This is a genomic window from Streptomyces sp. NPDC051582, assembly GCF_040681715.1.
Classification (GTDB): Bacteria; Actinomycetota; Actinomycetes; order Streptomycetales; family Streptomycetaceae; genus Streptomyces.
The window spans coordinates 43,412-69,964 of the sequence record NZ_JBFAZJ010000014.1 but is presented as its reverse complement, the minus strand read 5'-3'; the positions used below and the strand labels follow the sequence as shown (position 1 = coordinate 69,964).

Sequence of the window (26,553 nt, the reverse complement as noted above, 5' to 3'; positions counted from 1 at the left end):
AGCGTGAGGTGTCTTCGTCCGTGCGGCCGGAAGCTTCGAGCACGATGGCCTGTAGTCGTCCTTGGCTGACCTGAACCGCTGAATGAGGACAAACGGGAGTCTTGCCCTCCGGCTGACGGTGGCCGCCCACGGGCACCCGGTGGCGCCCGGGAGTCGGCCGCGCGGAGGTGGCGGACCGTCACCGGTCGCCGAGCAGCCAGTCGCACAACGAGCGCGCCGCCCCCGATGCCGCTCCGGCGGCGAGGCGGCCGACGAGGGCCAGGACGTTCTTGAGGCGGTCGGTGGTCGGCCGGTCCGCGGATCCGCTGCTCGCCATGACGGGTGCCTCCAGTGAGTGGGTCCGACGGCTGGGCGCCACCGGACGACAGGGCCATGAAGGCGCTTCCCGGGGGTTTCCGGCGAACTGCCGCGGCCGCGGCGGGGGATGACTAGCCTGGTGAGGAGGCGCGTCCGGACTTTTCCCGGACCGCGCTTCGCCGGAACCCGGGGGGAGGGTCGGTGGGAGTCGCAGGTCGGCATTCGAACGAACTCTGGAATCTGATCCAGGAGTTGCACGTGGCCGCCGGGGAGCCCTCTCCGCTGAAGCTGGCGTCCCGTCTGCACATCGGTAAGACCACGCTCTACGCCTGGCTCTCTCGCTCGGCCGTGCCGGCCAAGACGATGGACGACGTCTGGCTGCGCCTGGTGGCGGAGCTGGAACGCGAGGCGGCCCGGCAGGGACACCGTCCGCCCCGTCGTGAGGCGGCCTGCTGGAAGCGCCTGTTGTCCGCCGCGCGGGAGGAGCACCCCCGGGGCGGCCGGCCCCGTACCTCCGCCGCGGCGAGACGGATGGAGGGTCCGGTGAACCTGCCCCTTCCGCTGACCGCCGGGCTCACCGGCCGGGCCGAACCCCTGCGGGAGATCCGGGACTGGCTGGATCCGGCCGAGGACACCTCGACCGGCGGGCCTGAGCAGGAGCAGGGGCAGGAGCGGACTCGGTCGCAGGCGGAGGGCGAGTCCGTGGTCGTGGTGTCCGCCGTCGAGGGGATGGGCGGCGTCGGCAAGACCGCACTCGTCCTGGAGGCGGCGCATGTGGCGAAGCGGCGCGGGTGGTTCCCGGGAGGCATCCTCTTCGCCGATGTACGCGGATACAGTCCGGACGGTGAGCTGGAGACGGGGGCGCTCGCGGGCCGGTTCCTCGCCCTCCTGAGCGGCCGGCCCAAGGACGTACCCGCGACAGCGGAGGAGCGACTGGACGCCTGGCGCGCGATGCTGCACGATCTGGCGCGGCGGAAGCGGCCGCTCCTCCTCGTTCTGGACAACGTACGGACGACGGGACGCATCGCCGCACTGCTGCCTCCGCCGCCGCACAAGGCCCTGGTCACTTCCCGCAGGAGCCTGTCGGGTCTGCCCGCCCGGGGCGTCCGGCTGAGTCCGCTCACCCCCGCCGAGGCGGTCACCGTCCTGGAGCGCTCACTGACCGCAGGCGGTGCCCGGGACGACCGGGTCGCCACTCACCCCGAGGCGGCACGGCGGCTTGCCGATCTGTGCGGATGCCTGCCCCTGGCACTGATGATCATCGCCCGGCTGCTGTGCGACGAGCGGAGCCGGGCCCTGGAGGACCAGGCCGACGAACTCGCCGACGCCCGTACCCGGCTGGACGTGCTGGAGTACGACGACGTCGACGAGCAGGGGCGCCCGCTGGCGGTCCGGGCCGCCTTCGAGCTCTCCTACCGGCACCTCGGCGATGACCAGGCGCGGGCGTTCCGCCTGCTGGCCGCGGCCCCCGGACCGGACGTCTCCACCGCCGCGGCCGCCGCGCTGATCGGACGGCCCGACGCCCGCCGGTCCCTGAGCCGCCTCGCCTCCGCGCACCTGGTGCGTCAATCGGGCGGCGACCGTTGGTCGATGCACGACCTGGTGCGACTGTTCGCGGATGACCACGGACGTGCGCTGGCCGAGGCCGACGGACGTGAAGGCGCGGTGGCCCGGCTGCTGGACTGCTACCTCACCACCGCCACGGCGGCGCTCACGCACCTGCGTCACGGAGCGGGAGCGGACCGCGCCCGCCGCTTCCCGGACCGTCCCGCCGCACTCCGATGGCTCGACGGCGAACACCCGAACCTGGTGGCGGCCGCCCTGTGCCCGCAGGCACGGTCGCATCCGGCGGGCGTCGGCCTGGGACTTCGCCTCGCCCCCTACCTCAGCGATCGCAGGCACTTCGACGACGCGATCGCCCTGTGCACCCGGGCCGCCGAGCTGTTCCACGCAGCCGGGCACGGCCGTGGGGAGGGAAAGGCCCTGAACAACCTCGGGCTCATGTTCGGGGAGACGCGCCGGTTCCAGGAGGCCATCGCCGCCCACCGGCAGGGCCTCGCGATGTCCGAGAAGACGGGTGACCGGCACGGCCGGGCCACGGCGCTGAACAACCTCGGTCTCGCCCTCCGGGGAGCTAAGCGGTTCATGGGCGCGGCGAACGTTCACGACCAGGCGCGCGAGATCTTCGCCGGCACGGGCGACCGCCATGCCGAGGCCCAGACCCTGAACAACCTCGGCCTCGCCCTGCAGGGACTGGGCCGGCACGAGGAAGCCGTCGCCGCCCACACCGCGGCCGTACGGATGTTCGCGGAGACGGGTGACGGCCGACTGGAAGCCGCTGCCCTGACCAACCTGGGGTCGGCCCTGGGCCGTGCGGGCCGTTTCGAGGAGGCCGTCGCCGCCCACGGCAAGGACGTGGAATTCTGCCGCCGGTCCGGAGACCGGCACGGCGAGGGCCAGTCACTCCTCGCGCTGGGCCTGACCTTGCAGGCAGCCGGCGCCCTGGAGGACGCCGGGCGCGCGTACGTGTCCGCCGCGAGCGCCTTCCGGGAGACGGCCGACCCGCACCGCGAAGCGGAAGCACGGGGGAACCTCGGCACGGTGCTGGCCCGCCTGGACCGCCCGGAAGAGGCCGCCACCGCGCTCACCGAAGCCGCCGCCCTGTTCCAGGACTGCGGTGCCCGGGAGGACGAACAGCGAGCCCTGACCTACGCGTCCGACGTGAGCAAGCACGTGGGCACCGGCCACCCGCGTACGGACGGATGACGCGCCGGAGGCCACGGCGACCACTCGGCCACCTGCCGCGCGGCCGCCCCGGTCGCCGCTGACGTCCGCGATCACACCTCGCACTGTTCGCGTCACCGACCGTGGTGTGCGGATGCTCTCGCCCGCTCGGGCCGTCCCTGCGGATCCCCGTCTCTGACCTGCGGGTACGCGAGTGTCATCCCCGCAGAGGCCGCTGCGCGGAAGACATGGATGGGCCGGGCATCGACAATGAGGGGGGAGAGAAGACCGCGCTGAATCAGACCCTGGACAGCCCTGGGAAAGGGGACGCACTCCGATGACCACCGTTGCCGCCTATGCCGCACCCGCCGCCAAGGCTCCCCTGGAGCGCACGACCGTCGATCGCCGCGCCGTCGGGGAGAAGGACGTACTGATCGACATCGCCTTCGTCGGCATCTGCCACTCCGACATCCACCAGGTCCGCGAGGGCTGGGGCAAGGCGATCTTCCCGATGGTCCCCGGGCACGAGATCGCCGGCGTCGTGGCCGAAGCCGGTTCCGGCGTGACGAAGTACGCGGTCGGCGACCGGGTCGGCGTCGGCTGCATGGTCGACTCCTGCCGCGTGTGCGTGAACTGCCGCGCAGGGCTGGAGCAGTACTGCAGCGACGGCCCGGTCTGGACCTACAACGCCGTCGGCAAGGACGGACGCCCCACGTACGGCGGCTACTCGCAGAAGGTCGTCGTCGACGAGAACTACGTGGTGCGCGTCCCCGACGCCCTGCCGCTGGACGCCGCCGCCCCCCTGCTGTGCGCGGGCATCACCACGTACTCGCCGCTGCGGCACTGGAACGCCGGCCCCGGCAAGTCGGTCGCCGTCGTGGGGCTCGGAGGGCTCGGCCACATGGGCGTGAAACTCGCACACGCGCTGGGGGCCGACGTCACCGTGCTCTCCCAGAGCCTGCGCAAGAAGGACGACGGCATGCGGCTGGGGGCCGACCAGTACCACGCCACCAGCGATCCCGCCACGTTCACGGACCTCGCCGGCAGTCTCGACCTCATCCTCAACACCGTCTCCGCGCCGCTCGACTTCGGTGCGTACTTCTCGCTGCTGCGCACGGACGGGGCCATGGTCAACCTCGGCATGCCGGAAGAGACGGTGGGGATCGACCTGCAGTCGTTGTTCGGCCTCCGGCGGAGCATGAGCAGTTCGGGGATCGGCGGCATCGCCGAGACCCAGGAGATGCTGGACTTCTGCGCCGAGCACGGGGTGGCGGCGGAGATCGAGATGATCCGGGCGGACGAGATCAACGAAGCCTACGAGCGGGTCCTCGCCAGCGACGTCCGCTACCGCTTCGTCATCGACACCGCCACCATCTGAACGACCGCCGACCGCCGACCGCCGACCGCCGACCGCCGACCGCCGACCGCCGACCGCCGACCGCCGAACGGCGGGGCGGATCCCACCCGCTCGGGCCGGCCGTCGCCGCGCGGGCGGGCGGGCGGACGGTGACGGCCGGCCCGAGGTCCGTGGTCAGAACCCGCAGGACACGCGTGCGTCCTGGAAGCGCTCGGGGTGCCGCCGCCGGTACTCGACCAACGACTGGGCCACCGCAGCGCCTTCGCCCACCGCGGCGCCGACCCGCTTGACGGAACCGGAGCGTACGTCGCCCACGGCGAACACCCCGGGCAGGCTGGTCTCCATCGGCAGCGCGTCCGGGGCGGCTCCACCGCTGCCGGTCAGGACGTAGCCGCGGTCGTCGAGCTGGAGCGTGTCGCCGAGCCACTTGGTCGACGGGCGGCCGCCGATCAGGACGTACAGGCAGTGCGCGGCAACCGTGCGCTCCCCGCCCTGGCGGTCCCGCAGCGTGAGCCCGGTGAGTGTCGACCCGCCGAGGCACTCCGCCACTTCCGTGCCCAGCAGGACCTGGAGGCCCGGGGTGCGCTCGATCCGCTGCACCAGGTAGTTCGACATGGAAGCGCCGAGGTCGCCGCCGCGGACGAGCAGCGTGACGGAGCGGGCGTAGCGCGCGAAGTAGAGGGCGGCCTGGCCGGCGGAGTTGCCCGCGCCGACCATGTACACGTCCTCCCCGGCGGTCGAGGGTGCGTCGGACAGGCACGACCCGTAGTACACGCCGGAGTTGAGGAGGCGATCGACGCCGGGGGCGGTCAGGCGGTTCCAGTCCACGCCCGTGGCGACCACCACGGCGGCCGCGCTCACCGACGCCGACTCGTCGGTGCCGGCCTTGACGAAGTCGACGGTGTGGCCGCCGGTGCCGGTCGGGGTCACCCGGCCGGCCACCCGCGTGGGCTGCCACTCGACGCGGGCCCGCTGCGCCTGCTGCAGGGCGCGCTGGGCCAGATCGGCGCCCGTGAGCCCGACGGGGAATCCGAGGTAGTTCTCGATCCGCGACGTCGTGCCCGCCTGCCCGCCGGGCGCGTCGTCTTCGATCACCACCACGCTCATGCCCTCGGCGGCGGCGTACACCGCCGCGGACAGGCCGCCGGGACCGCCGCCGATCACCGCGACGTCGTAGTGGTCCTGCCCGGCCGGCCGGATGAGGCCGAGCCGCTCGGCCAGCGCACTGATCGAAGGGTCCACCATCTCGGTTCCGTCGCCCAGCCGTACGGTCACCGGGGCCTCCCGCACGTCCTCTTCGGGCAGCCACCGGAAGAGCACGCCGCTGCGTCCGAGGAAGTCGCGCACCGCGTACGCCGCGGGTGAGAAGCGGCTGCCGCGCACCTCGGCGGTGGGCAGACCCCCCTGGCAGTCGGCGCTCCACGTGCACAGGGAGTCGTCGAGCGCGTCCCGAAGGTGCTCGGCCGGGCTCTCGCCGCCCGGGGCTGCCTCGGTACGGGCGCCGGGCACGGCGCCGGAGGGCCCGGCCAGCGGCAGCCAGCGCACGCCGGGATGCGCGGCGCCGGAGTCGGGGGCCTCGTCCGCGAGGACGGCCGCGACCGGTACCTTCCGGTCGGCCAGCGCCCTCAGCGTCCGGACCACTTCTGCCGGTCCTCCGACCTGAAGCACACGGAACGAGTTCCGGTACCAGCCCTGCACCAGCGCGGCCGTCTCGTGCCGGCGGAGCGGATCGGGGTCGGAGAGAACGATGACCGGCAGTGCGGCATTGACCATCAGGGGTCCTCCAGTGGGTCTCGCGTCCCCGCTCGCGGTCGACGAGCAGGGACGTGACACGCGTCGATGCGGTTCTGTGGGTGCGGGCGGGTGCGGGCGGGTGCGGGTCGAAAGGGCGACACGGCGGCCGGCCGGTTGGCCGGGCGGGCGCGCGGCCGACCCCGGTAGGGGGTGCGGGGCACGGGGTTCCCTCTCCGTGCCCCTGCTGTTCAGAGGCGGCCGAAGAACTGGTTCCCGCGCGCCGCGTAGTTCTCGCTCGTGTAGTACTCCTTCATCGCGGAGCTGATCTCTTCGCGGCTCAACTGCCCGTCGCCGTCCAGGTCCAGCTGGTTGAAGGCCTCTTCGAAGGTCTCCCGGGGCAGGCGGAACATGCCGTGCAGCAGGTCGGTGTACTCCTCGCGGCTCAGCATGCCGTCGCCGTCGCGGTCGCCGAGCTCGGTCCAGGCGTTGCTCATGTTCCTGATCCGTTCCCAGATCCGGTTCTGGTCCGTGACGATCCGCGCCCGGAACGCCGCCCGGAACTCCGTCCGGTCGACCGCTCCGTCGGCGTTCTTGTCCATCTGGTGGAAGACGGTGTCCCACAGGTCGGCCAGCGAATTCCGCAGCCCGTCCACGGCGTCCGGGGCGCAGCCGAGCGACTCGGCGAGCTTGTCCGAGAGGCCGATGACGTCCGACTTCACGAGCCGCCCGTCGCGGTCCGAGTCGAAGACGTCGAACGCCCGCTCCAACTTGATGTCCAGAACGCTCACGACACCATCCCCTTACGTTGCGTGGTCGTCTCGTTACGGTACGAGACCGGGTCCAGGAAACCACATGCCGAGGTCGTGACGTAGGTGTCGTTCGGGCCGGGTGTCGGGGGGAAGGCGGGCGGACCGTGTCGTCAGCGTCCCGCCGTCCCCGGTCACGGCCCGCCGCGGGCGGTACGTCGGCGCCGGCCGGTTCTCGGGCGTGGACGAGGGGGCGGTCGTCAACGCAGGTTCGCGGGCGTCACTTGAACGGGGGGACCGCGGGGGCCGGTCGTTGACCGCTGCCGCACGGCTCCCGGCCGGTGCCGCGAGGAGCGTCCGCCCCGTCGCGCCGTCCGGCCGGCGCCCCCGGGTGCCTCGCGACCGCGCGATGACGAGAGCGCATGGCCGGATCGGCCTCCGCGCCGACGGGCCTCCGCCGTGGACGTCCCGCAGGAGGCGGCGGTCGACGTCCGGGGCCGGGAGCCGTGGCCGCCGCCCTGCCAGATGCGGTCGATTCCATGCGTCGGCGGTGTGCGTCCTGACAGGGATCGATCAATTGCGGGCCCAGGTCGGTCAACGCGGACGTTCCCGTTCCAGCAAGGTCACATGGTGTACCCGAACTGACTATTCTCCCCTGCGTGTTGCGCTGCACTCACAGCGAGTAACCGAGTGCCGTGTCACGCGCGGAGGACAGGCCCGGCCGCAGGGAAGGCGTGAGTACCGATGCGATCTCGAACCGACCCGTCGGAGGCACCCGTGACATCACTCGCGCTCGGCCGGGTGACCTCCCGACCGCTCCCGCCGCCGCACCGCCCCACCCCCAGTCCACTCATTCCAGACTGTTTAGGGACCCCCCGATGGTTCGTACCGGTTCAACCCCTGGAGGCCTGCCACGTGCAATGGCTCCGGCATGGCTCATCCCTCCCGGCCTTCTCGCCGGGGCCTGCGGCATAGCGCTGATCTTCGTCCCGGCGCACATACGGACGCCGGTTGCCTGGTGCGGTCTCATCGCGGTCGTCCTGACGGTCGTCACCTCGGCCGAGACGGCACGCCGGGCGCGCGCGGCGGAGCAGGCCCGGTACGCGCGGGTGACCGCCGATGTGCAGCAGTACTACGCGCAACGCGAGGCAGCACTGTTCGGGCGCCTGTCGGACCAGCGGGCCACCATGGTGTGGCTCGCCGAGGAGCTGCTCCCCGCAGCCGTCGGCCGCATGAAGAAGGGTGACCCTGCCGCCGAGGTCCTGCAGGCCGTCAGGTTCGGGGAGCATCTCGACGGCGACTTCGCGGAAGCCCTCCGGGCGGCCCTGCGGACGCTCCTGGAGGCGGTGGAGGCCGAGGAGCAGACGCGGGATTCCTCCCAGCGGGCCCTGGTGGCCATCGCGCGCCGGGTCCAGGCGATCGTGCACCAGCTCGCCAAGGACCTCCGCGACATGCAGATCCTGCACGGCACGGATCTCGTGGTCTCCCACGGTCTGCAGGCCATCGACCACCGCAACGCCCTGATCGGGCGCCTCGCGGCCAGCGTCGCGGTCCTGGGCGACGCCCGGCCCGGCCGGCAGTGGTCGAAGGCGATCCCGCTCTACGACGTCCTGCGCGGCGCCATGTCCCGCATCGTGGACTATCCCCGCGTGAAGCTGCAGTCGGTGACCGAGGTCGCCGTCATCGGTCCGGGAGCCGAGCCCTTGATCCACCTGCTCGCCGAACTGCTCGACAACGCCACGACCTTCTCGCCCCCGCACACCCCGGTCGAGGTGAGCGCGAGCGAGGTGCCGTCGGGCATCGCCATCGAGATCGAGGACCGCGGGGTGGGACTCACCGAAGAGGTCCGGCAACGCATCGACCGCGTGATGGCCCAGGGGGCCTCCAGCCTGGAGCTGGCCGACCTCGGTGAGGCGACGCAGCTCGGCCTGCCCGTCGTCAGCCGCCTGGCCCGCGAGAACGGCCTGGAGGTCGATCTGCGCCTCTCCGCCTACGGAGGAGTACGGGCCGTGGTGCTCGTCCCGCGGCGCCTGATCACCACCATCGAGCAACAGCCCCAGAAGGTACAGCCGTTCGTGCCGAGGCGCACAGCCCCTCCGATCCGGCCGCTGCCGACGGTGGCGCGGGAGACCGTCGAGGTCAGGCAGACCACGAACGGACTGCCGCAGCGCCGACGGGAGTCGCCCGTCCCGACACCGGTCGTCCGCACGGCGCCCCAGCCCCCCGTGGTCCCGACCGTCTCCCCCGGAACGGCCGGCACGGCCCGGCAGCCGGGCCTGATGTGGGAGGCGTTCAACGGTGAGAAGAGATCGGCCACCGGCCCTTCCATCCAGCCCGAGTCATCAGATGAGGATGAGTGACCGTGACGCCACTGCCCAACATGGACTGGATGCTCAAGGAGCTCGCGTCCAGCGTCCCTTACGTGCGACACGTCGTCGCGCTCTCGTCGGACGGTCTGTGCATCGGTCAAGCGAACACGGAGACCGACACCGCCGACGCGATCGCCGCGGCCTGCTCGGGGATGCAGAGCCTGGCGCGGGCCATCGCGCAGAAGTTCCCGCACGGGGACGGCTCGACGCGCATGGTCGGGATCGAGGTCGACGGCGGCTACTTCTCCCTGATGGCGGCCGGACCCGGGGCCTACCTGGCGGTACTGGCCGATGAGGAGGTGGACGCGGGGCTGCTGGGCGACCGCATGCGCACGCTCGTCTTCAGGATCGGCCAGCACCTGACAAGCCCCCCTCGTGATGACGTCGGGCAGGCGATGTGACGTCAGAGCACCACGGGGCTTGGGACGAAGGCAGTCCCGTTCCGCTTTATGTCATCTCCGGTGGTCCCGGTTCCTCGGCCAAGGCCTTCAACCTGGTCACCCTCATCACATCGAGGTCCGCACCCGAACCCGCGATGCAGCCCGAGCAGGCGGCGATCCTCTCCATGTGCCAGTACCCGCTGTCGGTGGCAGAGATATCCGCGTATCTCACGCTGCCGTTCAGCGTCCTCACGGCGCTGCTCTCGCAGCTCGTCGAGGACGGGCGGGTCGAGGCCATCGCCCCGGTCCCTGTCGCCGCGGTCCCCGAACTCGGCCTTCTGGAGGCGGTGATCCATGGACTACGCAACCTCTGAAGTACCCGCCGCCGGCCCCCGCGGCACCGACATGCTGCTGCCGCACGGCGCCAGGGGAGTGAAGGTGGTGATCGTCGGCGGCTTCGGCGTCGGCAAGACGACGATGGTCGGGGCGGTGAGCGAGATCTCGCCCCTGACGACCGAAGAGACCATGACGCAGGCCGGGATCGGGATCGACCAGAACCCCGGTGCCGAGGGCAAGAACACCACCACCGTCGCCATGGACTTCGGCCGCATCAGCATCAACGAGGAGCTGATCCTCTACCTCTTCGGAACACCGGGCCAGGAGCGCTTCTGGTTCCTGTGGAACGGCATCTTCGAGGGCGCGCTCGGGGCCGTGGTCCTCGTCGACACCCGCAGGATCGAAGTCTGCTTCGAGATCATCACCCGCCTGGAAGACCGCCGCGTCCCCTTCGTCGTGGCCGTCAACTCCTTCCCCGGGGCCCCGCAGCACCCGCTGTCGGTTCTGCGGACCGCTCTGGACCTCAACGAATCCGTGCCCATCGTCACCTGTGACGCGCGCGACCGGTCGTCATGCCGTGACGCCCTGCTCTCGCTGATGGGCTACCTGTGCACCCTCGCTGCCGCCCAGGAGTCCGCATGACCGTCCCGCCCGCCGACCGCAGCACGACCGAACCGGGGCTGGTGCCGCCCCCGGGCTGCCCGGCCCACGCCGCCCACTCCGCCACCGGCGCCGGGGGAGCGACCCGGCTCCACGGCGTCGCCGCCGAGACCGACCCCATGGCCCTGTACGAGAAGCTGAGAGCCGAACACGGGCCGGTGGCGCCCGTCCTGCTCGAAGGGGACGTACGCGCCTGGCTCGTACTGGGGTACCTCGAAAACCGCGACGTGGCCACCCGCTCCACCCAGTTCTCCCGCGACCCCCGCACCTGGCACGGGTGGCGGAGCGGCGAGATCGACCCCGAGACCTCGCCGCTCGTGCCGATGATCGGCTGGCGTCCCGACTGCGTGTGCGCGGACGGCGAGGAGCACCAGCGTCTGCGCGGCGCCGTCACCGCCGGACTCAACCAGTTCGACCAGCGCGGCATCCGGCGTCACATCACCCGCTTCGCACACCAGTTGATCGACAATTTCAGCGAGAACGGCAGGACGGAGCTGGTGGGCGAGTTCGCCGAGCCCCTGCCCATGCTCGTCCTCACCCGCCTGCTCGGCATGGCGGACGAGGACGCGCCCCAGCTCGTCCACGCCGCCCGGGACCTCTTCAAGGCCACCGAGACCTCGCTCGCCAGCAACGCCTATGTGCTGGAGACCCTGAAGCAGCTCGTCGCCGCCAAGCGCGTCCGGCCCGGACAGGACATCGCATCCGTGCTCATGGCCCACCCGGCCGGTCTCAGCGACGAGGAGGTGCAGCACCACCTGCGCCTCATCCTGCTCGCGGGCTATGAGACCACCGCCAATCTCATGGCCAACGTGCTGCGGATGGCGGTCACCGACCCGCGGTTCCGCGGGTCGCTGGCCGGCGGTCAGATGACCCTGCCCGAGGCGGTGGAGCAAGTGCTCTGGGACGAACCGCCGTTGATGGTGTGTCCGGGCCGCTGGGCGACCGGCGACACCACGCTCGGAGGACAGGAGATCAAGGCGGGCGACATGCTGCTGCTCGGCCTGGCCGCCGGCAACGTCGACCAGACGGTCCGCCGGGATCCCTCGACCCGCGTGCACCACAACCGCGCGCACCTGTCCTTCAGCGCCGGCGCCCACGAATGCCCCGGCCAGGACATCGGCCGTGTCATCGCGGACACCGGCATCGACATCCTGCTCACCCGGTTGCCCGACATCAGCCTGGCCGTTCCCGGCTCCGAGCTCACCTGGCGTTCCTCGACCTGGGCCCGGCATCTGACCGCGCTGCCCGTGAAGTTCGCCGCCCGGCCCCGCGAGGCCCGTGAGCTGCTGACGGCGCCGCTGCCGGCGCCGCCCCCGCCGGCCGTCGGCATGCCCATCGCCCCGCGCATGCCGGATTCCGTACCCCGTCTCTCGTGGCGGGCGCGGCTGAGGCGGTTCCTGGGCATGTGACGGGCCCGGAGCGGCCCGGACCGCCCCGGCGTCCCGGCGTATCGGCGCCGAGGCCGGGGCGGATGCCGGGGCGGACGTCACGGCCGGGGGGCTGCCGGACGGCACGGTTCGGCGGCCCCTCAGTTCGCACCGCTCCCGGGGGCGTAGCGCGGTGCCCCGGTGTACCAGGCGTGGAGCCCGGACAGGAAGCTCCAGGCGCCGCGGAGCCAGGCCTCCAGCTCGATCCGTTCGCCCTGGTCCAGTCCGGCCCGCTGGACGAGCGGGGGCAGTTCGTTGCGTATGAGGTGCTCGAAGTGGCGCAGCCGGGCGGAGACCAGGTCCGCGGCGGCGTGCATCGCCTCTTCGACGGTGATGCCCAGGGACGTCTCCAGTACGACGACGAGGTTGTTGACGTCGTACTCGTCGTGGACTTCCCGCTGGTAGGAGGCGATGTCGTTGGCCAGGCCCATGTAGTCCATGAAGGCGTCGAGGAGAGCGCAAACGGCACCGCTGTGCCGGATGCGCTCGGGTATCCGTGCACCGGTGGCGAGTTCGACGGAGTACGGGGCGGTGTACGCGGCGAAGCTCTCGCGGCGGAACTGGGCGTACTCGATGAGGTCGGGGACGCGGCCGGCACGGCTGTTGACCAGTTCCTGGACTCCGGCGTCCACGTAACGGGCCAGCGCCCGGTTGAGCCCCTGCCGCCAGTGCGCGAGTCTCGGCGGGAACAGGCGTCGCTGGAGGTCGGCCATTCCCCTCTCGATCGCGTTGGCCGGCTCGGGCAACCGGGCGTCCGGCTCCGGAGGCAGGAACTCGTGGAGACGGGCGGTGAAGGTCTGCGCGCCCGCGAGGTCGCCCGTCTGCTTGAAGGCGGAGGCGAAGTAGTCGTCCCAGGCCAGAGCCCAGAGGTTGAACCGGTGATTGAGCCGGAGGCTGACGAGGGAGGCGTCAGGAAGCGTCCATGCGGTCAACTCGTCGACGGCCATCGCGCGGAACTGGGGCCGGGTCCAGATCGGCCGGGCGGACGGAGCCGCATCGTCGGCCAGCATGCCCATCTCGCGCGCCCACGTTTCGGTCTCCTTGCGCAGAACTGACAGGTACGGATTCAGCCGCACCGGGTACGGCATCCGCAGTACGGGAAGTTCGATGTCCTGCACTTTCATGGGATCCCTACCTCCCTTTGGGCGCACATCGGTGTGCGGACCACACGTGCGAGCGGGCTGTCGTTGGAAGGAAGCCCCAGGCCAGGGGGTATGAGCGACCGGTCGGGGACTCGCTGCGTCGTACGAGGGCGTGAACGCGCTGCACATTCGGGAACGGTGGGGCCGGGCCGGCTCGGCGCCGGGGTGTGACGATGCACTACGGGGACGGATGTCGACTAGTTCTCGCCATTTGGCGCACCAACCCTTCCCACTGCGGCCGATCTGCAACCCCATGCGGTTGTCTTCGGCCACGATCAGAGCAGGATTATGCGAAGGAAACGATCACTCTGGTCGGGTTTGGCTCAAATTCGATCCCGAGGGGCGTCGTCAGGAGGCGATGCACCACGAGGGTTTCTCCGCGCTTTCTTTAGCCGAAGTTGCTTAAACAGGTCGGCCCCCCGGACGCCGGCACTATCGTCCAGGTCTCTCGATCAGTACGAGCCCGCCAGAGTCCGCCCCCGTCGCCCCAGGTGACACGCCGTTCGGGAGACCGTGCCCTCATGCCCAGTGGATCGCCCCCCACGAGGAGGTCGTTGGCCCTCCTGGCGCTGGTCGCCTCCCTGTTCGCCCTGCTCCTGGGGGGAGCGGGACCGGCCTTCGCGCATGCGGGTCTGAGCGGCACCGATCCCGCGGACGGCTCCGTCCTGAAGACCGGGCCGCAGTACGTCACGCTCACCTTCACCGAGTCCGTCGGCTTCTCCGACGACTCGCTCAGGGTCCTGTCGCCGAAGAACGAGCGCGTGAACCCGCGTCCCGCGCAGCACGTGGACGGCAAGGACGACACCGCACGGGTGGAGTTGTCCGGCAACCTGCCCCAGGGCAGCTACACGGTGGCATGGCGGGTCGTCTCCGCCGACGGCCACCCGATCTCCGGCGCCTTCGTCTTCTCCGTCGGCCAACCGTCCGAGACCGCCGCCGTGGTGGCGACCGGCTCACCGGACGAGACGGCGGTCGGCCGCCTCTACGGCGTCTTGCGGTACGTCGCCTACAGCGGTCTGGCCCTCCTCGTCGGAGCTGCCGCGTTCGCCTCGGTGTGCTGGCCCGCGGCGGGGTCGGTCCGTCCGGTGCGCAGAACGCTGGCACTGGGGTGGGTGGCGCTGACGGCGTCCACGGTGGCCCTGTTGCTGCTGCGCGGCCCGTACGAGGCTGCCGGTCCGCTGACTTCGGCGTTCGACGTGGCCCTGTTGGGCCGGACCGTGACCGGGAGGCCCGGCGCCGCACTGGTCGCACGGCTGCTGCTCCTGGCGCTTGCCGCGGTGTTGTTCGGGCGGTGGGCCCGACGGCCCGGCGCCGGCGACCCCGGGGTCCGCGTCCGGATGGCCGGCGCGCTGCTCGCCGCGGCCCTGGCGGTCACGTGGGCCGCCGCGGAACACGCCTCCGCCGGTATCCAGGTGGCACTGGCCATGCCCGTCGCCGCTCTGCACCTGCTGGCCATGGGGGTCTGGCTGGGCGGACTGGTCACCCTGCTGCTCCTCCTGCGGCGCCGGGGTTCCGAGGGCCGGGAGGTCCCGGCGTCCGCGATCGGCCGCTTTTCGGCGCTGGCCTTCGGCGCCGTCGCGGTACTGGTCGGCACCGGGGTGTACCAGTCCTGGCGCCAAGTCGGCTCCTGGCAGGCGCTGTCCACCACCTCGTACGGGAAGACCCTCCTCGTGAAGGTCGCCGCCGTGGTCCTGGTGTTGTGCGTGGCCTCCTTCTCCCGCCGCTGGACCGCCCGCCTCGTCCACGAGGCGCCGGCCACGAAGACGCCGACCGTGCCCGCCACCGAGCGGGTGCGGGTGGCCCAGACGGTGGGGGCGCCCGCTCCTCCGGCGCGAGAGGACCGCGACACCACGTCCGGTGCGCCTGCCGGGGAGGGGCCGGGCGAAGACACGGAGCCGCCCCTCTCCGAAGCCGTCGCGTACCGGCGCGGCCTGCGCCGCATGGTGACCGCCGAAGCCGTGCTCGGCGTCGTCGTCCTGGTGATCACCACGGTGCTGACCGGCACCCAGCCCAGCCGCGCGGCCGGCGAGCGGGACTCGACGGCCTCCGCGCAGGGACCGCAGGTGAAGGTGGTCACCGTCCCCTTCGACATGGGCACGGCCAACCACCAGGGCACGGTACAGATCACGCTGACGCCGGGCCGCGTCGGCGAGAACACGGTCGAAGCCGTCGTCTACACCGCTGACGGCGGCCTCGCCACCGTCCCGGAACTGCGCCTCGCGCTCACCCAGGACGAGCTGGGGATCGGCCCGCTCGACGCCAAGCTCAAGGACCAGAAGGGGTACTGGGCCACGTACGACCTGCGGCTCCCCATGCCCGGCGTGTGGACCCTGAACGTCACGGTGCGCACCACCGACATCGACCAGGTCACCGTGCGCGACACCGTCCGCATCACGCCGGTACCGAGGTAGGGGGCCACGGTCCGGCTCGCCCCGGCCGTCCGGTGCCCGATCGGTCCGGTCAGGCCTGGCGGCGGTTGCGGCGCATCCACCAGAAGCTGCCGGCGGCGGCGGCGAGGAGGAGCAGGGCGGATATCACCCCGGCGACGGTGCCCGTGCCGCTGCCGGCACCGCCGTCACTCGCCGCCTTCGCGCTCGCGGACGCGGCGGGCGCCGACGCGGACGCCGCGGAGGGCTGGACGGAGGGGGCGGCGGGGCTCGGCGTGGGGGAGGGGCCGGCGGCGATCGCCTTGGCTCCCGGGGCCGCGGCCTCCAGTGCGAGCAGGGGGGCTGGGTTGTCGACCTTCTCGCCGTCCGCGGGAACTTCGATCCAGCGGGCGACCTCTCCGTCGCCGTACGTCTCCAGGGTCTTGAAGGCCAGGGACTTCTCGTCGGGCAACTGGCGTACGGTGACGCTGTACTCCGCGTCGGTGCCGGTCGCCAGAGCCGGGCCACCGATCGTGTATCCGTCCGCAGTGGCCGTCAGTTTCCACTCCTTCGGAGCGTCCTTGAGCGTCAGGGCCTCCGCAGCGATGCCCTTCGGCAGAACCACCCGCAACTCCGAGATGCCCGCGCTCTCCGATTCGGCCTCGGAGGTGAACGACAGCGTCACGTTCTCGGCGAGGGCACGCGGGTCGGAGGCCGTGACCTCGGCGTGCGCGGCGGCGGGTCCGGCCGCCACGCCCACGACCACCAGGGCGCCGACGGCCGCGATGCCCAGCCCGCGGAGCTTCGGGCGAGTGCGTGATGTGTGCATGATGGAGCCCTCCCGGTACGCGGGGCGGGGGAACGTCCCCCGCACCATGTCGGGCCCATCATCGACCGCCCCCGATCGCCCACTGCGCCAACTGTCAATTGCGGAGCAGTTTTCCCCGATCACCGCGCCAACCGGCCTGGGCCTGGACCTCAGAGGGCCAGGGGGAGGGCGGCCAGGCCCCGGGTGAGGCGGGTCCGGCGCCAGGTCAGGGACTGCGCGGGGACGGCCGTGCGGGCGTTCGGAAAGCGGGTCACCAGCGCGCGGAGGGCGATTTCCGCCTCGGCGCGGGCCAGGGGGGCTCCCGGGCAGCGGTGGATGCCGTGGCCGAAGGAGAGGTGGCCGCCGGCGTCGCGGTCGAGGTCGAGGCGGTCCGGGTCGGGGAAGGCCGCCGGGTCACGGTTCGCGGCCCCGGGGGCGATGAGCACGGGGACGCCCGCGGGGATGTCGACCCCGCCCACGCGCAGGCCCTCGGTGCTGTGACGGAAGGTGGCCACGCTCACCGGGGAGTCGAAGCGCAGCAGTTCGTCCAGGGCGCCGGGGATCAGATCCGGGTCCCGCCGCAGCCGGTCGAACGCCTCCGGGTGCCGGAGCAGGGCCAGCACGGCGTTGCCGATGAGGTGGGTGGTGGTCTCGTGCCCGGCGACCAGGAGGAGGGCGGCCAGGGAGACGGCCTCCTCCCGGTCGAGTCCGCCCGCGTCGCAGTCGCGCAGGAGGGAGTGGAGCGGGCCTTCGCCGGGGATGGTGCGGGCCGTGTCGACGAGATGGGTCAGGTAGCCGCCGATCCGGTGCGAGGCGGCGTCGATCCGGCCGTTGTCGGTCGCGTCGAAGAGGTCGTGGGACCAGCCGGCGAGCGTGGCGCGGTCGGATTCCGGCACCCCCAGCAGCTCGCAGACCACGGTGACCGGCAGGGGTACCGCCAGTTCCGCCACCAGGTCGACCTCCGTGCCCGGTCGCCACCCGGCCATGAGGTCGTCGACGACCCGGGTGATGTACGGGCGCAGTTCCCGGACGCGGCCGGTGGTGAACAGGGGCGTCGCCACCCGCCGGTGGCGGGTGTGCGCGGGCGGGTCGCTCGCCAGCATGTTGCGGGAGATCGCCGGGTGCAGGTCGCGGTTCGAGGGCCGGTCGGCGAAGAAGCGGGCCGTGTCCTTGGACAGGCGGGGGTCGGTGAACGCCTCGCGGGCCTCGGGGTGGCCGGTGACCAGGTACGCGTGGTGCCCGCCGGAGCCGGTGGGGATGCGTTGCACCGGGCAGCCTTCGCGCAGCGCTTCGTAGGTGGGGTAGGGGTCGGCGAAGAAGCGGGGGTCGCGCAGGGGGTCCTGCCGCGGGGCGCTCACGAGGCCACGCCCGTGTCCTGTCGTGCCGGGCGGCGCTTACGGGCGTCGGCCACGAGGAGCAGCCACGCGGTCTCCGCGGGAAGGTCGCCCTTGCGCGAGCGGGTGCCGGCGGCGGGCGGGGCCTCGTCGCCGTCGAGGGGGAGTCCGGAGCGCTTCGCCTCGACCGCCGCGGCGATGACCGCGGCCTCCACCTCGGCGTCGCCCTCGGGGGTGTCGGCCGTGCCCCGGCGGGCGACCTCGGCTGCCGCGGCGTCCCGTACCGATGCCTGGCGGTACCGGCGCAGGGCCAGCACGCAGTCGTTGATCTCGATGACCCGGCGGTGCAGGTGGAAGTCGAGGTCGTGGGTGTCGGCCCCGGTGTTGCCCGGGTCGAGCACGACTTCGGGGACCGCCGAGGTGACCTCGCGCCACAGGGGTTCGAGCGCGGTGAACGAGTTCCGTTCCCAGCGGCGGCGGCGCAGTCGGCTGAGCGGCCACAGCAGGGCGGGGAGGGTGAGCCCGGCGGTGATGAGGAGCACGGCGACGGCGGGCGCGGTCACGCTGAACGTGCAGCGGAAGGGGGTGAGCGGCGTCGCGCACCGGGCGTGGTCGGGGACGAGCCCGAGGCCGAGGCCGATGGACACCAGGGCGAAGAGCTTGTACGCCGCGTAGACGAGGGCGAAACCACAGCCCACCGAGGTCGTGCGCAGGCCCCAGCGCTGACTGCGCCGGGTCGAGCGCCGGGACTGGGCCCAGGTCTGCAGCAGGAAGTCCTTGGCCGTGTACCCCAGGTAGGAGACGTAGATGAGCACGTAACACGCGTACAACACCGGATTTCGGCCGGTGATTTGTTCGGCGGAGAAGAAGGCGGTCATGCCGGCGACGCAGATCGCGAGGGCGATGACGCGCAGTCGGATCTGCCGGTGCGCGCTTTCGCGCTCCAGGTTGAGCTGGAAGAGGAAGGCGAGGACCGAGGTGGCCGCCGTCAGGGTGAAGGTGTTGCTGAGGAGCCGGGCGCCGTGCGGGACCACCGTTTCGACCGCGCGCTCCACCGCGGGCGCGTACGAGGCGAAGGCGAGGGCGAACGAGGTCAGCAGCGCCGCCATCGCCCACGTGCCCGTGGGGCGGTGTCCGCCGCGCCCGCGCACCCAGTAGGCGGCGAAGCACAGCAGCACGACGGCCGTGCCCGTGAACAGGATGTTGATCATTTCCGGTGGCGATTCTTCCTGTGTGGCTCGGCGAACAGTGCATCCCAGCTCTCGGCGCCGCTGGCGGGCCGGCTCGACGGGCTCTCGCGTCCCCGGTACATGAGTTGCCGGATCACGCTGGCCATCACCTCGGCCTCGCGTTCGTCCTCGCTGGTGTAGCTGGTCCGGCCGGACATGCGCTGTACGAGGGTGGGGTTGAACCCGATCGCGCGCAGGGTGTCCCGGTCGAGTTCGAGACTGCCCGGGTGGTCGCAGATGACGTGGCTGATCTCGTGGGCGAGTATGTGGTTCTGGTGGAGGGGGGAGGTGGCTTCCTCATAGAACAACAGGTCGGCGTCCGGGGTCTCCAGGCGGATGCCGCACGGAGCGTCCATGGCGCCCAGGGTGCTCAGGGGGCGCAGGACGATGGGGCGTCCGCGCTGTTCGGCCACGGCGTCGCGGAGGTCGCGGGTGCTGAAGCGGTGCGGGAGCCGAAGTGCCTCGACGCGCGCCTCACACGTGGCGCGAAGCTGCTCAAGGTCCATGTCCTCACTCTGGTGACGCCGGTCGCGGGCCCCCAATGTTGGCATGTCCGCGACGCCACTTTGAGGGCGGGTGCAGCCGCGGCCGGGGTCAGTCGTCCAGGTCGAGGTCCTGCGCCGGGTCGTCGGTGGGGAGTCCTTCGAGTCTGCGGGCCTGTTCGATCACGGTGGACAGCATCTTGAGGCTGTCGACGCTCAGGCCGTTGGCGCGCAGGGCCACCTTGCGGACGTCCCTGTCGCGCATGGCGGCGAGGAGGCCGATCTCCGCCTTCGTGCGTTCGGCCGCCGCGCTGTCGACGAAGTAGCCCGCCGGTACGCCGAAGAAGTCGGCCAGGGCCTTGATGGTGTGCCGCGTCGGGTTCCGCTTGGTGCCGGTGCGCAGCTGCTGGATGGCGCTCGCCGTCACCCCGCGCCCCTCTCCGGTCGCGGCCTCGCGGATTCCCTCGGCAACCTCCGCGTACGTGTAGGGCCCCCGGGAAGGGGGGTGTACCTCGCGGAAGAGGTGGTCCAGGAGTTGGGCGAAGGTGGGCGACTGTTCATCCTCCACGTGCACGGCCTCCTTGGCGTGATGCCGAGATTTTGTCCACCACAGTGTTTTTCGAAACCCCTCGGGTCGGCCCCGGCAACACTTTGGTTGACGCCGGATGGTCACTCTGGTGTACGTTACCAACGCTTCGCCGCCACTGAAGTATCGAGGTGGGAGTGGTGGCGGTGCCGTCCGGGTCGGGGTCGAGCTTCACGGGGGTGAGCTCGGCCGGCGACCCGTAACGCCGTGGCCGCGCCGGACGGATCCGCCCGGTCGGCGCGCGGCGGCGCCGGTGGCCGCGGTCGCGGTGGACGGGCCCCGCGGGGTCTGCGCTCGTAGCCTGAGGTGGGTGCCCGATTTCTGTCCGGCAGCCGGCGAAGCGGCGGGAGGTGGTCCCATGAGCAGGCGCTGGACCGCGCGGCTGGCCCTGGCGACGGGCCTGGCGGCGCTGGTGGTGCTGGTGCTGTTCGGCGGCCTCGCGAGCCTCCTGCTGATGGCCGTGGGCTGGGCGGGACTGGTCCTCACGGCGGCAGGGGCGTGGTGGATGCTGACCCACACCGGCTGGATCAGGGTGCTCGCCGGGCTGCTGGTGGTCATCGCACCACTCGCCGTCCTGCTCCTGTACTCGGCCGCCGGGCTGCTGTGGGTCGTGCTGGTCTCACTCGCCCTGTGGGCGCTGGCCGTTGCCGCGGGCAGCGCCGCCCTGACCGAGGACGCCCCGGGCATGCCGGAGCACTCCGCGGCCCGGGCCGAGCGGCCCTTCGTGATCATGAATCCGCTCTCGGGTGGCGGAAAGGTCGGGAAATTCGGCCTGGCGGAGCGGGCCAGGGCCCTGGGCGCCGAGGTCGTCCTGCTGGACCCGGACCGCCGCCAGGACGTGGCCGAGCTGGCGCGGCGGGCCGTCGAGGACGGGGCCGACCTGCTGGGCGTCGCGGGCGGCGACGGTACGCAGGCCCTGGTCGCCGCCGTGGCCGTGGAGCACGACATCCCCTTCATGGTGATCAGCGCCGGCACGCGCAACCACTTCGCCATGGACCTGGGCCTGGACCGGCAGGATCCCTCCCGGTGTCTGGAGGCCCTGACCGACGGCGTCGAACTGCGCGTCGACCTCGGCTACATCCACGAGGGAGGCTCGGAGGACAGGACCACGGGCAGCACGCGCAGCGGGGGGCGTACGGGCCGGGTCTTCGTCAACAGCGCCTCGTTCGGCGTGTACGCGGAAGTCGTGCAGAGCCCGGCCTACCGCGACGACAAAGCCCGCACCATCCTGGAGATGCTGCCGGCTCTGCTGACCCACGACAGCGGATCACGGCTGAGCGTCCGCGCGGATGCGCTGGTCCTGGACGGTCCCCAAGCCGTGCTGGTGAGCAACAATCCGTATCAGAAGGGCGATTCGGCGGGGCTCGGGCGCCGGGAGCGGCTCGATTCCGGTGAACTCGGGGTGCTCGGTGTGGAGGTCTCGACCGCCGCCGAAGCGGCGGGGTTGCTGCTGCACGGCAGGCAGGGCCGCGGGCTGACCGTCGTCACCGCCCGCGAGGTGGTCGTCGACGCCGATGTACCCGCCATCCCGTGCGGTGTCGACGGCGAAGCCCTGGTGCTGTCCACTCCCGTGCGCTGTCGCATCGCCTCCGGCGCCCTGCGCGTGCGCGTGCCCCGGCACCGTCCCGGCGTGCCGCGCACCCCGGCTGCGACGGACTGGCGCCGGGTGCGGCGGCTGGCGCTGACGATGGGACGGGCCGCGGCGGGGCGCACGGTGCAGACCCGCGCCGAGCACCCCGACAAGCCGGAGCGGGGTGGCTCCGGTGAGTGACGCCGCCCCGGCCGCGCGGACGCCAGGCGGTCTGCGGCGAGTCATCGCGCCGCTGGCCCTCGCCCAGTTCATCTGCAGTTTCGCCGGCTCCAACATGAACGTGATGATCAATGACATCAGCGAGGACCTCGACACCACCGTGCAGGGCGTCCAGATCGCGATCACGTCTTCCTGCTGGTGATGGCCGCCCTGATGATCCCCGGTGGCAAACTGACCGACCGCTACGGCCGCAAGCGGTGCCTGCTCGCGGGCCTCGTCGTGTACGGCGTGGGCGCGCTGCTGAGCGCCGTGGCACCGGGCCTGGGCGTCCTCATCCTCGGCAACTCGATCCTCGAAGGCGTCGGCACCGCCCTGCTCATCCCGCCCGTCTACATCCTCACCACACTGCTCTTCACCGACACGACCTCGCGCGCCCGCGCGTTCGGGACGATCATGGCGCTCGGAGGAATCGGGGCCGCGGCCGGGCCGCTGATCGGCGGGCTCATCACCTCGGTCCTCAGCTGGCGTGCCGCGTTCGTGTTCCAGGCCCTGGTCATCGTGGTGATCGTCGTCCTCAGCCGCCGCATCGAGGACCCGCTGCCGCCGGATCCGGCCCGCCCGTTCGACGTCGTGGGCACCGTCCTGTCCGCCATCGGGCTCATCCTCGTCGTCACCGGCATCCTCGCCGCCGACGACAACCTCTGGCTGATGCTCGCCCTGCTCGTCCTCGGCGCGCTCTTCCTGGCCGGCTTCTTCGCCTGGGTCCGCGCCAGGGAACGGGCCGGCAAGGAGCCGCTGCTGTCCACGAGCCTGTTCCGCAGCCGCACCTCGAACCTCGGACTCGCGACCCAGAACGCCCAGTGGCTGCTCCTCATGGGGGTGTCCTTCACCGTCGCCTCCTACCTCCAGGTCGTCCGCGGCTACGACGCGATCCAGACCGGGGTGATCTTCACGGCGGCCACCCTCGGAATCCTCGTCTCCTCGCTCGCGGCCGAACGCCTGGCCGAGCGCCGCGCCCAGCGCACCCTCATCGTCACGGGATTCGTCACCGGTATCGCCGGCATCGTCGTCCTGGTCCTCGTGGTCGCAGGCTCGCCCAGCCCCTGGGCCTTCGCGCCGGGGCTGCTCCTCATCGGCCTCGGCCTCGGCGTCATGCTGACCCCCTCCGTCAACATCGTCCAGTCCAGCTTCGCCGAGGACCAGCAGGGCGAGATCTCCGGCCTGTCACGCAGCGTCTCCAACCTCGGCTCGTCCCTCGGCACGGCGGTGGCGGGCACCATCCTCGTCGCCGGTCTCACCAGCCACGCCTACGCCGCCGCCATGATCACCCTGGCGGCCGTCGGCCTCATCGGCCTCGCCGCCGCGGCGCTCCTGCCGCGGCGCCCGCCACCCGCCCTCGCCTCCACGGGCCGACGAGGGCCACCGAGCCCGGGCGGCGACGCATGAGGCGGACGCATCCGCGGTGAGGGGCGGCGATCAGCGGCGATCCGTGGCCGTGAAGATCCGGTCCAGGTGGTGGCGCAGGACCTCGACGGCGGACTCGGGCCCGCGCTGGCCCACCAGGACGCTCGTGCCCATCGCCGCCGCCATCGCGAGGAGGCTGATCGCCTCCGTGCGCGCGTCGACACCGGGATCGGCCGCCCCGCGTTCCTGTGCCTGCCCGATCAGGCCGGCCACCGCGTCCTCGGCGGCGTTCGGGTTGTCGATGAACGGCTGGGCGGCCAACGCCTCGTCGGTCACGGACAGGATCGAGTAGGAGCTGTAGAGGAGGTGGAAGGTCCGGCTCTCCTCGTCGGTCGGCAGGGAGGCCAGCAGCAGCGCTTCGATCGTCGCGCGCGGGCCGGGATCCGGGCCGATGGCGGCGAGGCGGGCGCCCACCCGCGCCGTGAAGCGCTCGGTCAGGTGCTGGAGCCCGTAGAAGAGCAGGTTCTCCTTGGTCTGGAAGTAGTACTGCACCAGGCGCAGGGACACCCCCGCCTCGGCCGCGACATCGCGCATTCCGACGGCGTGCAACCCCCGCCGTCCGGCGACACGGACGAGCGCTTCGGCGATCTGGGTACGGCGTTCCTCGTGGTCCACGCGCTTGGGCATCGGTGGGGTCTCCGGCCGGGTGAGGGGGCTGGGTGGGCTCTTCATGGTACCGCCGTATCAAGAGCATGGTACGGTCGTATCACGAACAACGGATCTTTCCCGGAGGTGCCCCGTGCCCGAGAACACGACCCGAGCGCGCCGCGACATCGGCCGCTACGTCAACGACGAACTGCGCGACCGCTACTTCGCCGCCTGTGACGCGCTCTACGCGATGGGCGCGCCGATCCGCTCCGAGACGGACGTCGAGACCAGCTTCGGCACCACCCACGTCTACCGGTACGGCCCCACGGACCCGGCAGCCGGGTCACGCACGCCCGTCGTCCTGATCCACGGCTCCGGCGGCTGCTCCGCCCAGTGGTACCCCAACACCCACGCGCTCAGCGCCGAACGCCCCGTCTACGCGCTCGACACCCCCGGAGACCCCGGCCGCAGCGTCCAGCGCGAACCCATGTGGCAGCCCGAGCGCGCAGCCCAGTGGATGGACGAGGCCCTCGACGCCCTCGGCCTCGACCGCGTCCACCTCGTCGGCTCCTCCTACGGCGGCTGGCTCGTCATCAACCAGGCCCACCTGAAGCCCGGCCGAATCGCCTCCGTCACGGCCCTCGACCCCGGCGGCCTGGAAAAGGTCGGCCTGCGCTTCTTCGTCTGGATCTTCGCCAGCCTCTTCGCCACCTACGCGCCCAAGGCGCTGCGCCCGCGCCTCGCCGCCTGGCTGGAGCAGCCGGTGATCATCGTTCCCGAACTCCGCGCCATGATCCAGGCCAGCGTGCGGGCCTTCCGGATCCGCCGCCCCGCGCCACTGCCGCTGTCCGACGCCGAACTGGGTTCCATCCGGACGCCGTTCTACCTGATCATGGGCAAGCGGAGCCTGCTGGTGCATCCGAAGCGGCAGCTGGAACGCGTTCCGCGCGTGATCCCCGGGGCCCGTGCCGAGGTGGTCGCCGCGACCGGGCACGGACCGCAGATCGACCACCCCGAAATGGTCAACACCCGGGTGCTGGACTTCATGGAGGACGTGGACTCCCGCACTCCCGCCACAGGCCCCGGCGCCTGACGCGTGCCGTGCTCCGCGGAGCGCGGCCGGTGTGGGCGGGATCAGTCGCTGGTGATGACGAGCTTGCCGCGGACGTGGCCCGTGGTGGACGCGGAGTGGGCGTCGGCGATGTGTGAGAGGGGGTACGAGGTGGTGTCGGCCACGCGCAGCTTCCCGGTGGTGACGAGGTCGGCGAGACGTGTCATGTCCGCGGGCGTGGCCCGGTAGAAGAAGTTGACCGCCTTGACGTCCCGGGCGGCGAGGGCCTCGGGGTCGGCCGAGAAGACGGTGCTGACCACGCGCGCCCCGGGCCGCAGTAGCGGTGCGAGGCGTACGTTCAGTGCTTCGGCGGTGCCGGCGAGGTCGAGGACGGCGTCGATGCCGTCGGGATGGGCCGCCGCGACAGCCCGGGCCGGGTCGGTGGTGCGGTGGTCGATGGTCTCGGCCGCTCCCAGGCCGCGGGCGTAGCCCTGGTCCTCGGCGGCGGCGGTGGCGATGACGTGGACGCCCGCGGCGGCCGCGAGCTGGATGGCGTACGAGCCGACTCCGCCGGTCGCCCCGACGATCAGCAGCGTCTCGCCCGCCTTGAGGTCCAGCCAGGCCAGCGTGGCCAGGGCGGTGCCGCCGGTCATCGGCAGGGCGGCCGCGGACACGGGGTCGAGGCCGCCGGGCCGGGGGGCCAGGGCCGCGTCCTGCGGGGCGGTCATGTACTCGGCGAACGAGCCGTGCCGGAACGTGTGCGGCCAGGCCATGCCGAAGACCTCGTCCCCGGCGGTGAAGGTGCCGACGCCCTCGCCGACGGCGGTGACCCGGCCCGCGACATCGATGCCGAGGGTGAGGGGGGAAGGCGTGCGGGGCGCCGGAGTCGGCCAGCGCCCCCGCGGCGATCTTCCAGTCCAGCGGGTTGACGCCGGCGGCGCGGACCTTGATCTGGATCTCACCCGGGCCGGGCAGCGGGGTGGGGAGATCGCGCAGGGCGGGAGTGTCGTCGAAGCCGTCGATGGCGAAGGCGTACATGGCGGGGTCCTTCGGGGGAGGGGGATGAGAGCGGCCGGCGGGTGGGTCTCGGCCACTCCATAGGTAACTATCTAATTCGAGCATAGTTAGCTATGGGATGATGTCAAGCAGAACGCAGCGGCCATGGAAGAAACGGGGATCCACTGTGGAGCGTGACCGCGAGATACAGTCCCGGGCGACGGCGACGGCGACGGTGCCCGGCGCGGAGCCCATGGTCTGCGCGGTGGTCAATTACGCCGCCCGGCTGCTGAGCCAGGCCATCACCGCCCGCCTCGCCGAGCTGGGAGTCAGCCTCGGTCAGCTCCCCACCCTGCTCGCGCTCTACGAGCAGGACGGTCTGACCCAGAGCGAGCTCGCGCGCCGGACCGGTGTCGAGCAGCCGACCATGGCCCTCAACCTGCGCCGCATGGAACGCGACGGCCTGATCGGGCGTACCCCCGACCCCTCGGACGCCCGCCGCGCCCTGGTCACCCTCACCCCCCGGGCAGCGGAGCTGCGCGAGCCAGTCCAGGAGCTGCGCTCCGGCATCGACGCGGAAGCGCTCACCGGATTCACCCCCGAGGAGCACGCGCGGCTGCGGGACTTCCTCGACCGCATGACCGCCAACCTCGACGCCATGGTGAACGGCCCGGCCGGCCCGCCCAGAGCGGCTCCCGCCCCGCCGACCACGGCAGGCGCATGATCC

At 72.0% G+C, this 26,553-nt stretch carries 22 protein-coding genes and 1 pseudogene; 12 read left to right on the top strand and 11 right to left on the bottom strand.

The genetic code is table 11. The features are described from left to right. Positions 1-178: 178 nt before the first annotated feature. Complete coding sequence (locus AB0M92_RS19815; RefSeq protein ID WP_366103521.1) at positions 179-316, bottom strand: hypothetical protein; 138 nt, start codon at positions 314-316, stop codon at positions 179-181. A 182-nt stretch (positions 317-498) separates the two neighbouring features. Here AB0M92_RS19815 and AB0M92_RS19810 point away from each other — a divergent pair, with 182 nt between their 5' ends. Both AB0M92_RS19810 and AB0M92_RS19805 read left to right on the top strand, forming a co-directional pair. Then, positions 499-3,063, top strand: coding sequence for a tetratricopeptide repeat protein (locus AB0M92_RS19810; RefSeq protein ID WP_366103520.1), 2,565 nt, complete (start codon positions 499-501; stop codon positions 3,061-3,063). Between the two features lie 295 nt (positions 3,064-3,358). Then, positions 3,359-4,399: an NAD(P)-dependent alcohol dehydrogenase gene (locus AB0M92_RS19805; protein ID WP_366103519.1), complete on the top strand. Its 1,041-nt coding sequence runs from the start codon at positions 3,359-3,361 to the stop codon at positions 4,397-4,399. 153 nt (positions 4,400-4,552) lie between these two features. Here the strand turns inward: AB0M92_RS19805 and AB0M92_RS19800 are convergent, their stop codons facing one another. Together AB0M92_RS19800 and AB0M92_RS19795 are read right to left on the bottom strand one after the other, a co-directional pair. Beyond that, positions 4,553-6,151: an NAD(P)/FAD-dependent oxidoreductase gene (locus AB0M92_RS19800; RefSeq protein ID WP_366103518.1), complete on the bottom strand. Its 1,599-nt coding sequence runs from the start codon at positions 6,149-6,151 to the stop codon at positions 4,553-4,555. Positions 6,152-6,360: 209 nt separating this feature from the next. After that, entirely contained in the window at positions 6,361-6,900 is a 540-nt protein-coding gene (locus AB0M92_RS19795) for an EF-hand domain-containing protein (protein WP_366103517.1), read from the bottom strand. A gap of 878 nt (positions 6,901-7,778) precedes the next feature. Between AB0M92_RS19795 and AB0M92_RS19790 the strand changes: the two genes are divergently transcribed. From AB0M92_RS19790 to AB0M92_RS19770, 5 genes are read left to right on the top strand one after another with little or no spacing between them, the layout of a single operon-like run. Beyond that, positions 7,779-9,218 carry an ATP-binding protein gene (locus AB0M92_RS19790; RefSeq protein ID WP_366103516.1) on the top strand — a complete coding sequence of 480 codons (1,440 nt, stop codon included), beginning with the start codon at positions 7,779-7,781 and terminating at the stop codon, positions 9,216-9,218. A 20-nt stretch (positions 9,219-9,238) separates the two neighbouring features. After that, the gene (locus AB0M92_RS19785; RefSeq protein WP_048478946.1) at positions 9,239-9,628 is read left to right on the top strand and encodes a roadblock/LC7 domain-containing protein; all 390 of its coding nucleotides are present in this window, start codon (positions 9,239-9,241) and stop codon (positions 9,626-9,628) included. After that, positions 9,625-9,981, top strand: coding sequence for a DUF742 domain-containing protein (locus AB0M92_RS19780; protein ID WP_366103515.1), 357 nt, complete (start codon positions 9,625-9,627; stop codon positions 9,979-9,981). The genes AB0M92_RS19785 and AB0M92_RS19780 overlap by 4 nt, the downstream gene beginning before the upstream one ends. Further along, positions 9,962-10,585 (top strand): ATP/GTP-binding protein, encoded by a 624-nt coding sequence (locus tag AB0M92_RS19775; protein WP_366103514.1) that lies wholly within the window; start codon positions 9,962-9,964, stop codon positions 10,583-10,585. The genes AB0M92_RS19780 and AB0M92_RS19775 overlap by 20 nt, the downstream gene beginning before the upstream one ends. Then, entirely contained in the window at positions 10,582-12,012 is a 1,431-nt protein-coding gene (locus AB0M92_RS19770; RefSeq protein WP_366103513.1) for a cytochrome P450, read from the top strand. The genes AB0M92_RS19775 and AB0M92_RS19770 overlap by 4 nt, the downstream gene beginning before the upstream one ends. Positions 12,013-12,131: 119 nt before the next feature. Here the strand turns inward: AB0M92_RS19770 and AB0M92_RS19765 are convergent, their stop codons facing one another. Further along, positions 12,132-13,154, bottom strand: coding sequence for a hypothetical protein (locus tag AB0M92_RS19765; RefSeq protein WP_366103512.1), 1,023 nt, complete (start codon positions 13,152-13,154; stop codon positions 12,132-12,134). A 572-nt stretch (positions 13,155-13,726) separates the two neighbouring features. Here AB0M92_RS19765 and AB0M92_RS19760 point away from each other — a divergent pair. Beyond that, complete coding sequence (locus AB0M92_RS19760) at positions 13,727-15,583, top strand: copper resistance protein CopC (RefSeq protein WP_366103511.1); 1,857 nt, start codon at positions 13,727-13,729, stop codon at positions 15,581-15,583. A gap of 49 nt (positions 15,584-15,632) precedes the next feature. Here the strand turns inward: AB0M92_RS19760 and AB0M92_RS19755 are convergent, their stop codons facing one another. From AB0M92_RS19755 to AB0M92_RS19735, 5 genes are all read right to left on the bottom strand, one after another. Then, positions 15,633-16,367 carry a DUF1775 domain-containing protein gene (locus AB0M92_RS19755; RefSeq protein WP_366103510.1) on the bottom strand — a complete coding sequence of 245 codons (735 nt, stop codon included), beginning with the start codon at positions 16,365-16,367 and terminating at the stop codon, positions 15,633-15,635. Between the two features lie 149 nt (positions 16,368-16,516). Further along, on the bottom strand, positions 16,517-17,704 hold the full coding sequence (locus AB0M92_RS19750) for a cytochrome P450 (RefSeq protein WP_366103509.1): 1,188 nt from the start codon (positions 17,702-17,704) through the stop codon (positions 16,517-16,519). Continuing rightward, positions 17,701-18,891: an MAB_1171c family putative transporter gene (locus AB0M92_RS19745; protein ID WP_366103508.1), complete on the bottom strand. Its 1,191-nt coding sequence runs from the start codon at positions 18,889-18,891 to the stop codon at positions 17,701-17,703. The genes AB0M92_RS19750 and AB0M92_RS19745 overlap by 4 nt, the downstream gene beginning before the upstream one ends. Next, positions 18,888-19,415: a regulator component gene (locus AB0M92_RS19740; protein WP_366103507.1), complete on the bottom strand. Its 528-nt coding sequence runs from the start codon at positions 19,413-19,415 to the stop codon at positions 18,888-18,890. Before AB0M92_RS19740 ends, AB0M92_RS19745 begins: the two co-directional genes overlap by 4 nt. 88 nt (positions 19,416-19,503) lie before the next feature. Next, positions 19,504-19,959 (bottom strand): helix-turn-helix transcriptional regulator, encoded by a 456-nt coding sequence (locus tag AB0M92_RS19735; RefSeq protein ID WP_366103506.1) that lies wholly within the window; start codon positions 19,957-19,959, stop codon positions 19,504-19,506. A 376-nt stretch (positions 19,960-20,335) separates the two neighbouring features. On the opposite strand from AB0M92_RS19735, the gene AB0M92_RS19730 reads away from it, so the two are divergent. Continuing rightward, positions 20,336-21,748 (top strand): diacylglycerol kinase family protein, encoded by a 1,413-nt coding sequence (locus tag AB0M92_RS19730; RefSeq protein ID WP_366103505.1) that lies wholly within the window; start codon positions 20,336-20,338, stop codon positions 21,746-21,748. A gap of 94 nt (positions 21,749-21,842) precedes the next feature. Then, a pseudogene (locus AB0M92_RS19725) lies at positions 21,843-23,173 on the top strand (MFS transporter). 30 nt (positions 23,174-23,203) lie between these two features. On the opposite strand, the gene AB0M92_RS19720 reads toward AB0M92_RS19725, so the two are convergent. Continuing rightward, positions 23,204-23,818 (bottom strand): TetR/AcrR family transcriptional regulator, encoded by a 615-nt coding sequence (locus AB0M92_RS19720; protein WP_366103631.1) that lies wholly within the window; start codon positions 23,816-23,818, stop codon positions 23,204-23,206. A gap of 112 nt (positions 23,819-23,930) precedes the next feature. On the opposite strand from AB0M92_RS19720, the gene AB0M92_RS19715 reads away from it, so the two are divergent. Continuing rightward, entirely contained in the window at positions 23,931-24,872 is a 942-nt protein-coding gene (locus AB0M92_RS19715; protein ID WP_366103504.1) for an alpha/beta fold hydrolase, read from the top strand. Between the two features lie 41 nt (positions 24,873-24,913). Here the strand turns inward: AB0M92_RS19715 and AB0M92_RS19710 are convergent, their stop codons facing one another. Then, entirely contained in the window at positions 24,914-25,603 is a 690-nt protein-coding gene (locus tag AB0M92_RS19710; protein WP_366103503.1) for an NADP-dependent oxidoreductase, read from the bottom strand. A gap of 410 nt (positions 25,604-26,013) precedes the next feature. Between AB0M92_RS19710 and AB0M92_RS19705 the strand changes: the two genes are divergently transcribed. Beyond that, on the top strand, positions 26,014-26,550 hold the full coding sequence (locus tag AB0M92_RS19705) for a MarR family transcriptional regulator (RefSeq protein ID WP_366103502.1): 537 nt from the start codon (positions 26,014-26,016) through the stop codon (positions 26,548-26,550). The last annotated feature ends 3 nt before the right edge of the window (positions 26,551-26,553 follow it).

Bases quoted from the DNA above. Each gene is read 5' to 3' on its own strand.
- AB0M92_RS19730 (WP_366103505.1), top strand. From the start codon at position 20,336: ATGAGCAGGCGCTGGACCGCGCGGCTGGCCCTGGCGACGGGCCTGGCG.
- AB0M92_RS19800 (WP_366103518.1), bottom strand. From the start codon at position 6,151: ATGGTCAATGCCGCACTGCCGGTCATCGTTCTCTCCGACCCCGATCCG.
- AB0M92_RS19775 (WP_366103514.1), top strand. From the start codon at position 9,962: ATGGACTACGCAACCTCTGAAGTACCCGCCGCCGGCCCCCGCGGCACC.
- AB0M92_RS19745 (WP_366103508.1), bottom strand. From the start codon at position 18,891: ATGATCAACATCCTGTTCACGGGCACGGCCGTCGTGCTGCTGTGCTTC.
- AB0M92_RS19720 (WP_366103631.1), bottom strand. From the start codon at position 23,818: ATGCCCAAGCGCGTGGACCACGAGGAACGCCGTACCCAGATCGCCGAA.
- AB0M92_RS19765 (WP_366103512.1), bottom strand. From the start codon at position 13,154: ATGAAAGTGCAGGACATCGAACTTCCCGTACTGCGGATGCCGTACCCG.
- AB0M92_RS19815 (WP_366103521.1), bottom strand. From the start codon at position 316: ATGGCGAGCAGCGGATCCGCGGACCGGCCGACCACCGACCGCCTCAAG.
- AB0M92_RS19710 (WP_366103503.1), bottom strand. From the start codon at position 25,603: ATGGCCTGGCCGCACACGTTCCGGCACGGCTCGTTCGCCGAGTACATG.
- AB0M92_RS19785 (WP_048478946.1), top strand. From the start codon at position 9,239: ATGGACTGGATGCTCAAGGAGCTCGCGTCCAGCGTCCCTTACGTGCGA.
- AB0M92_RS19790 (WP_366103516.1), top strand. From the start codon at position 7,779: ATGGCTCCGGCATGGCTCATCCCTCCCGGCCTTCTCGCCGGGGCCTGC.
- AB0M92_RS19755 (WP_366103510.1), bottom strand. From the start codon at position 16,367: ATGCACACATCACGCACTCGCCCGAAGCTCCGCGGGCTGGGCATCGCG.
- AB0M92_RS19740 (WP_366103507.1), bottom strand. From the start codon at position 19,415: ATGGACCTTGAGCAGCTTCGCGCCACGTGTGAGGCGCGCGTCGAGGCA.
- AB0M92_RS19770 (WP_366103513.1), top strand. From the start codon at position 10,582: ATGACCGTCCCGCCCGCCGACCGCAGCACGACCGAACCGGGGCTGGTG.
- AB0M92_RS19805 (WP_366103519.1), top strand. From the start codon at position 3,359: ATGACCACCGTTGCCGCCTATGCCGCACCCGCCGCCAAGGCTCCCCTG.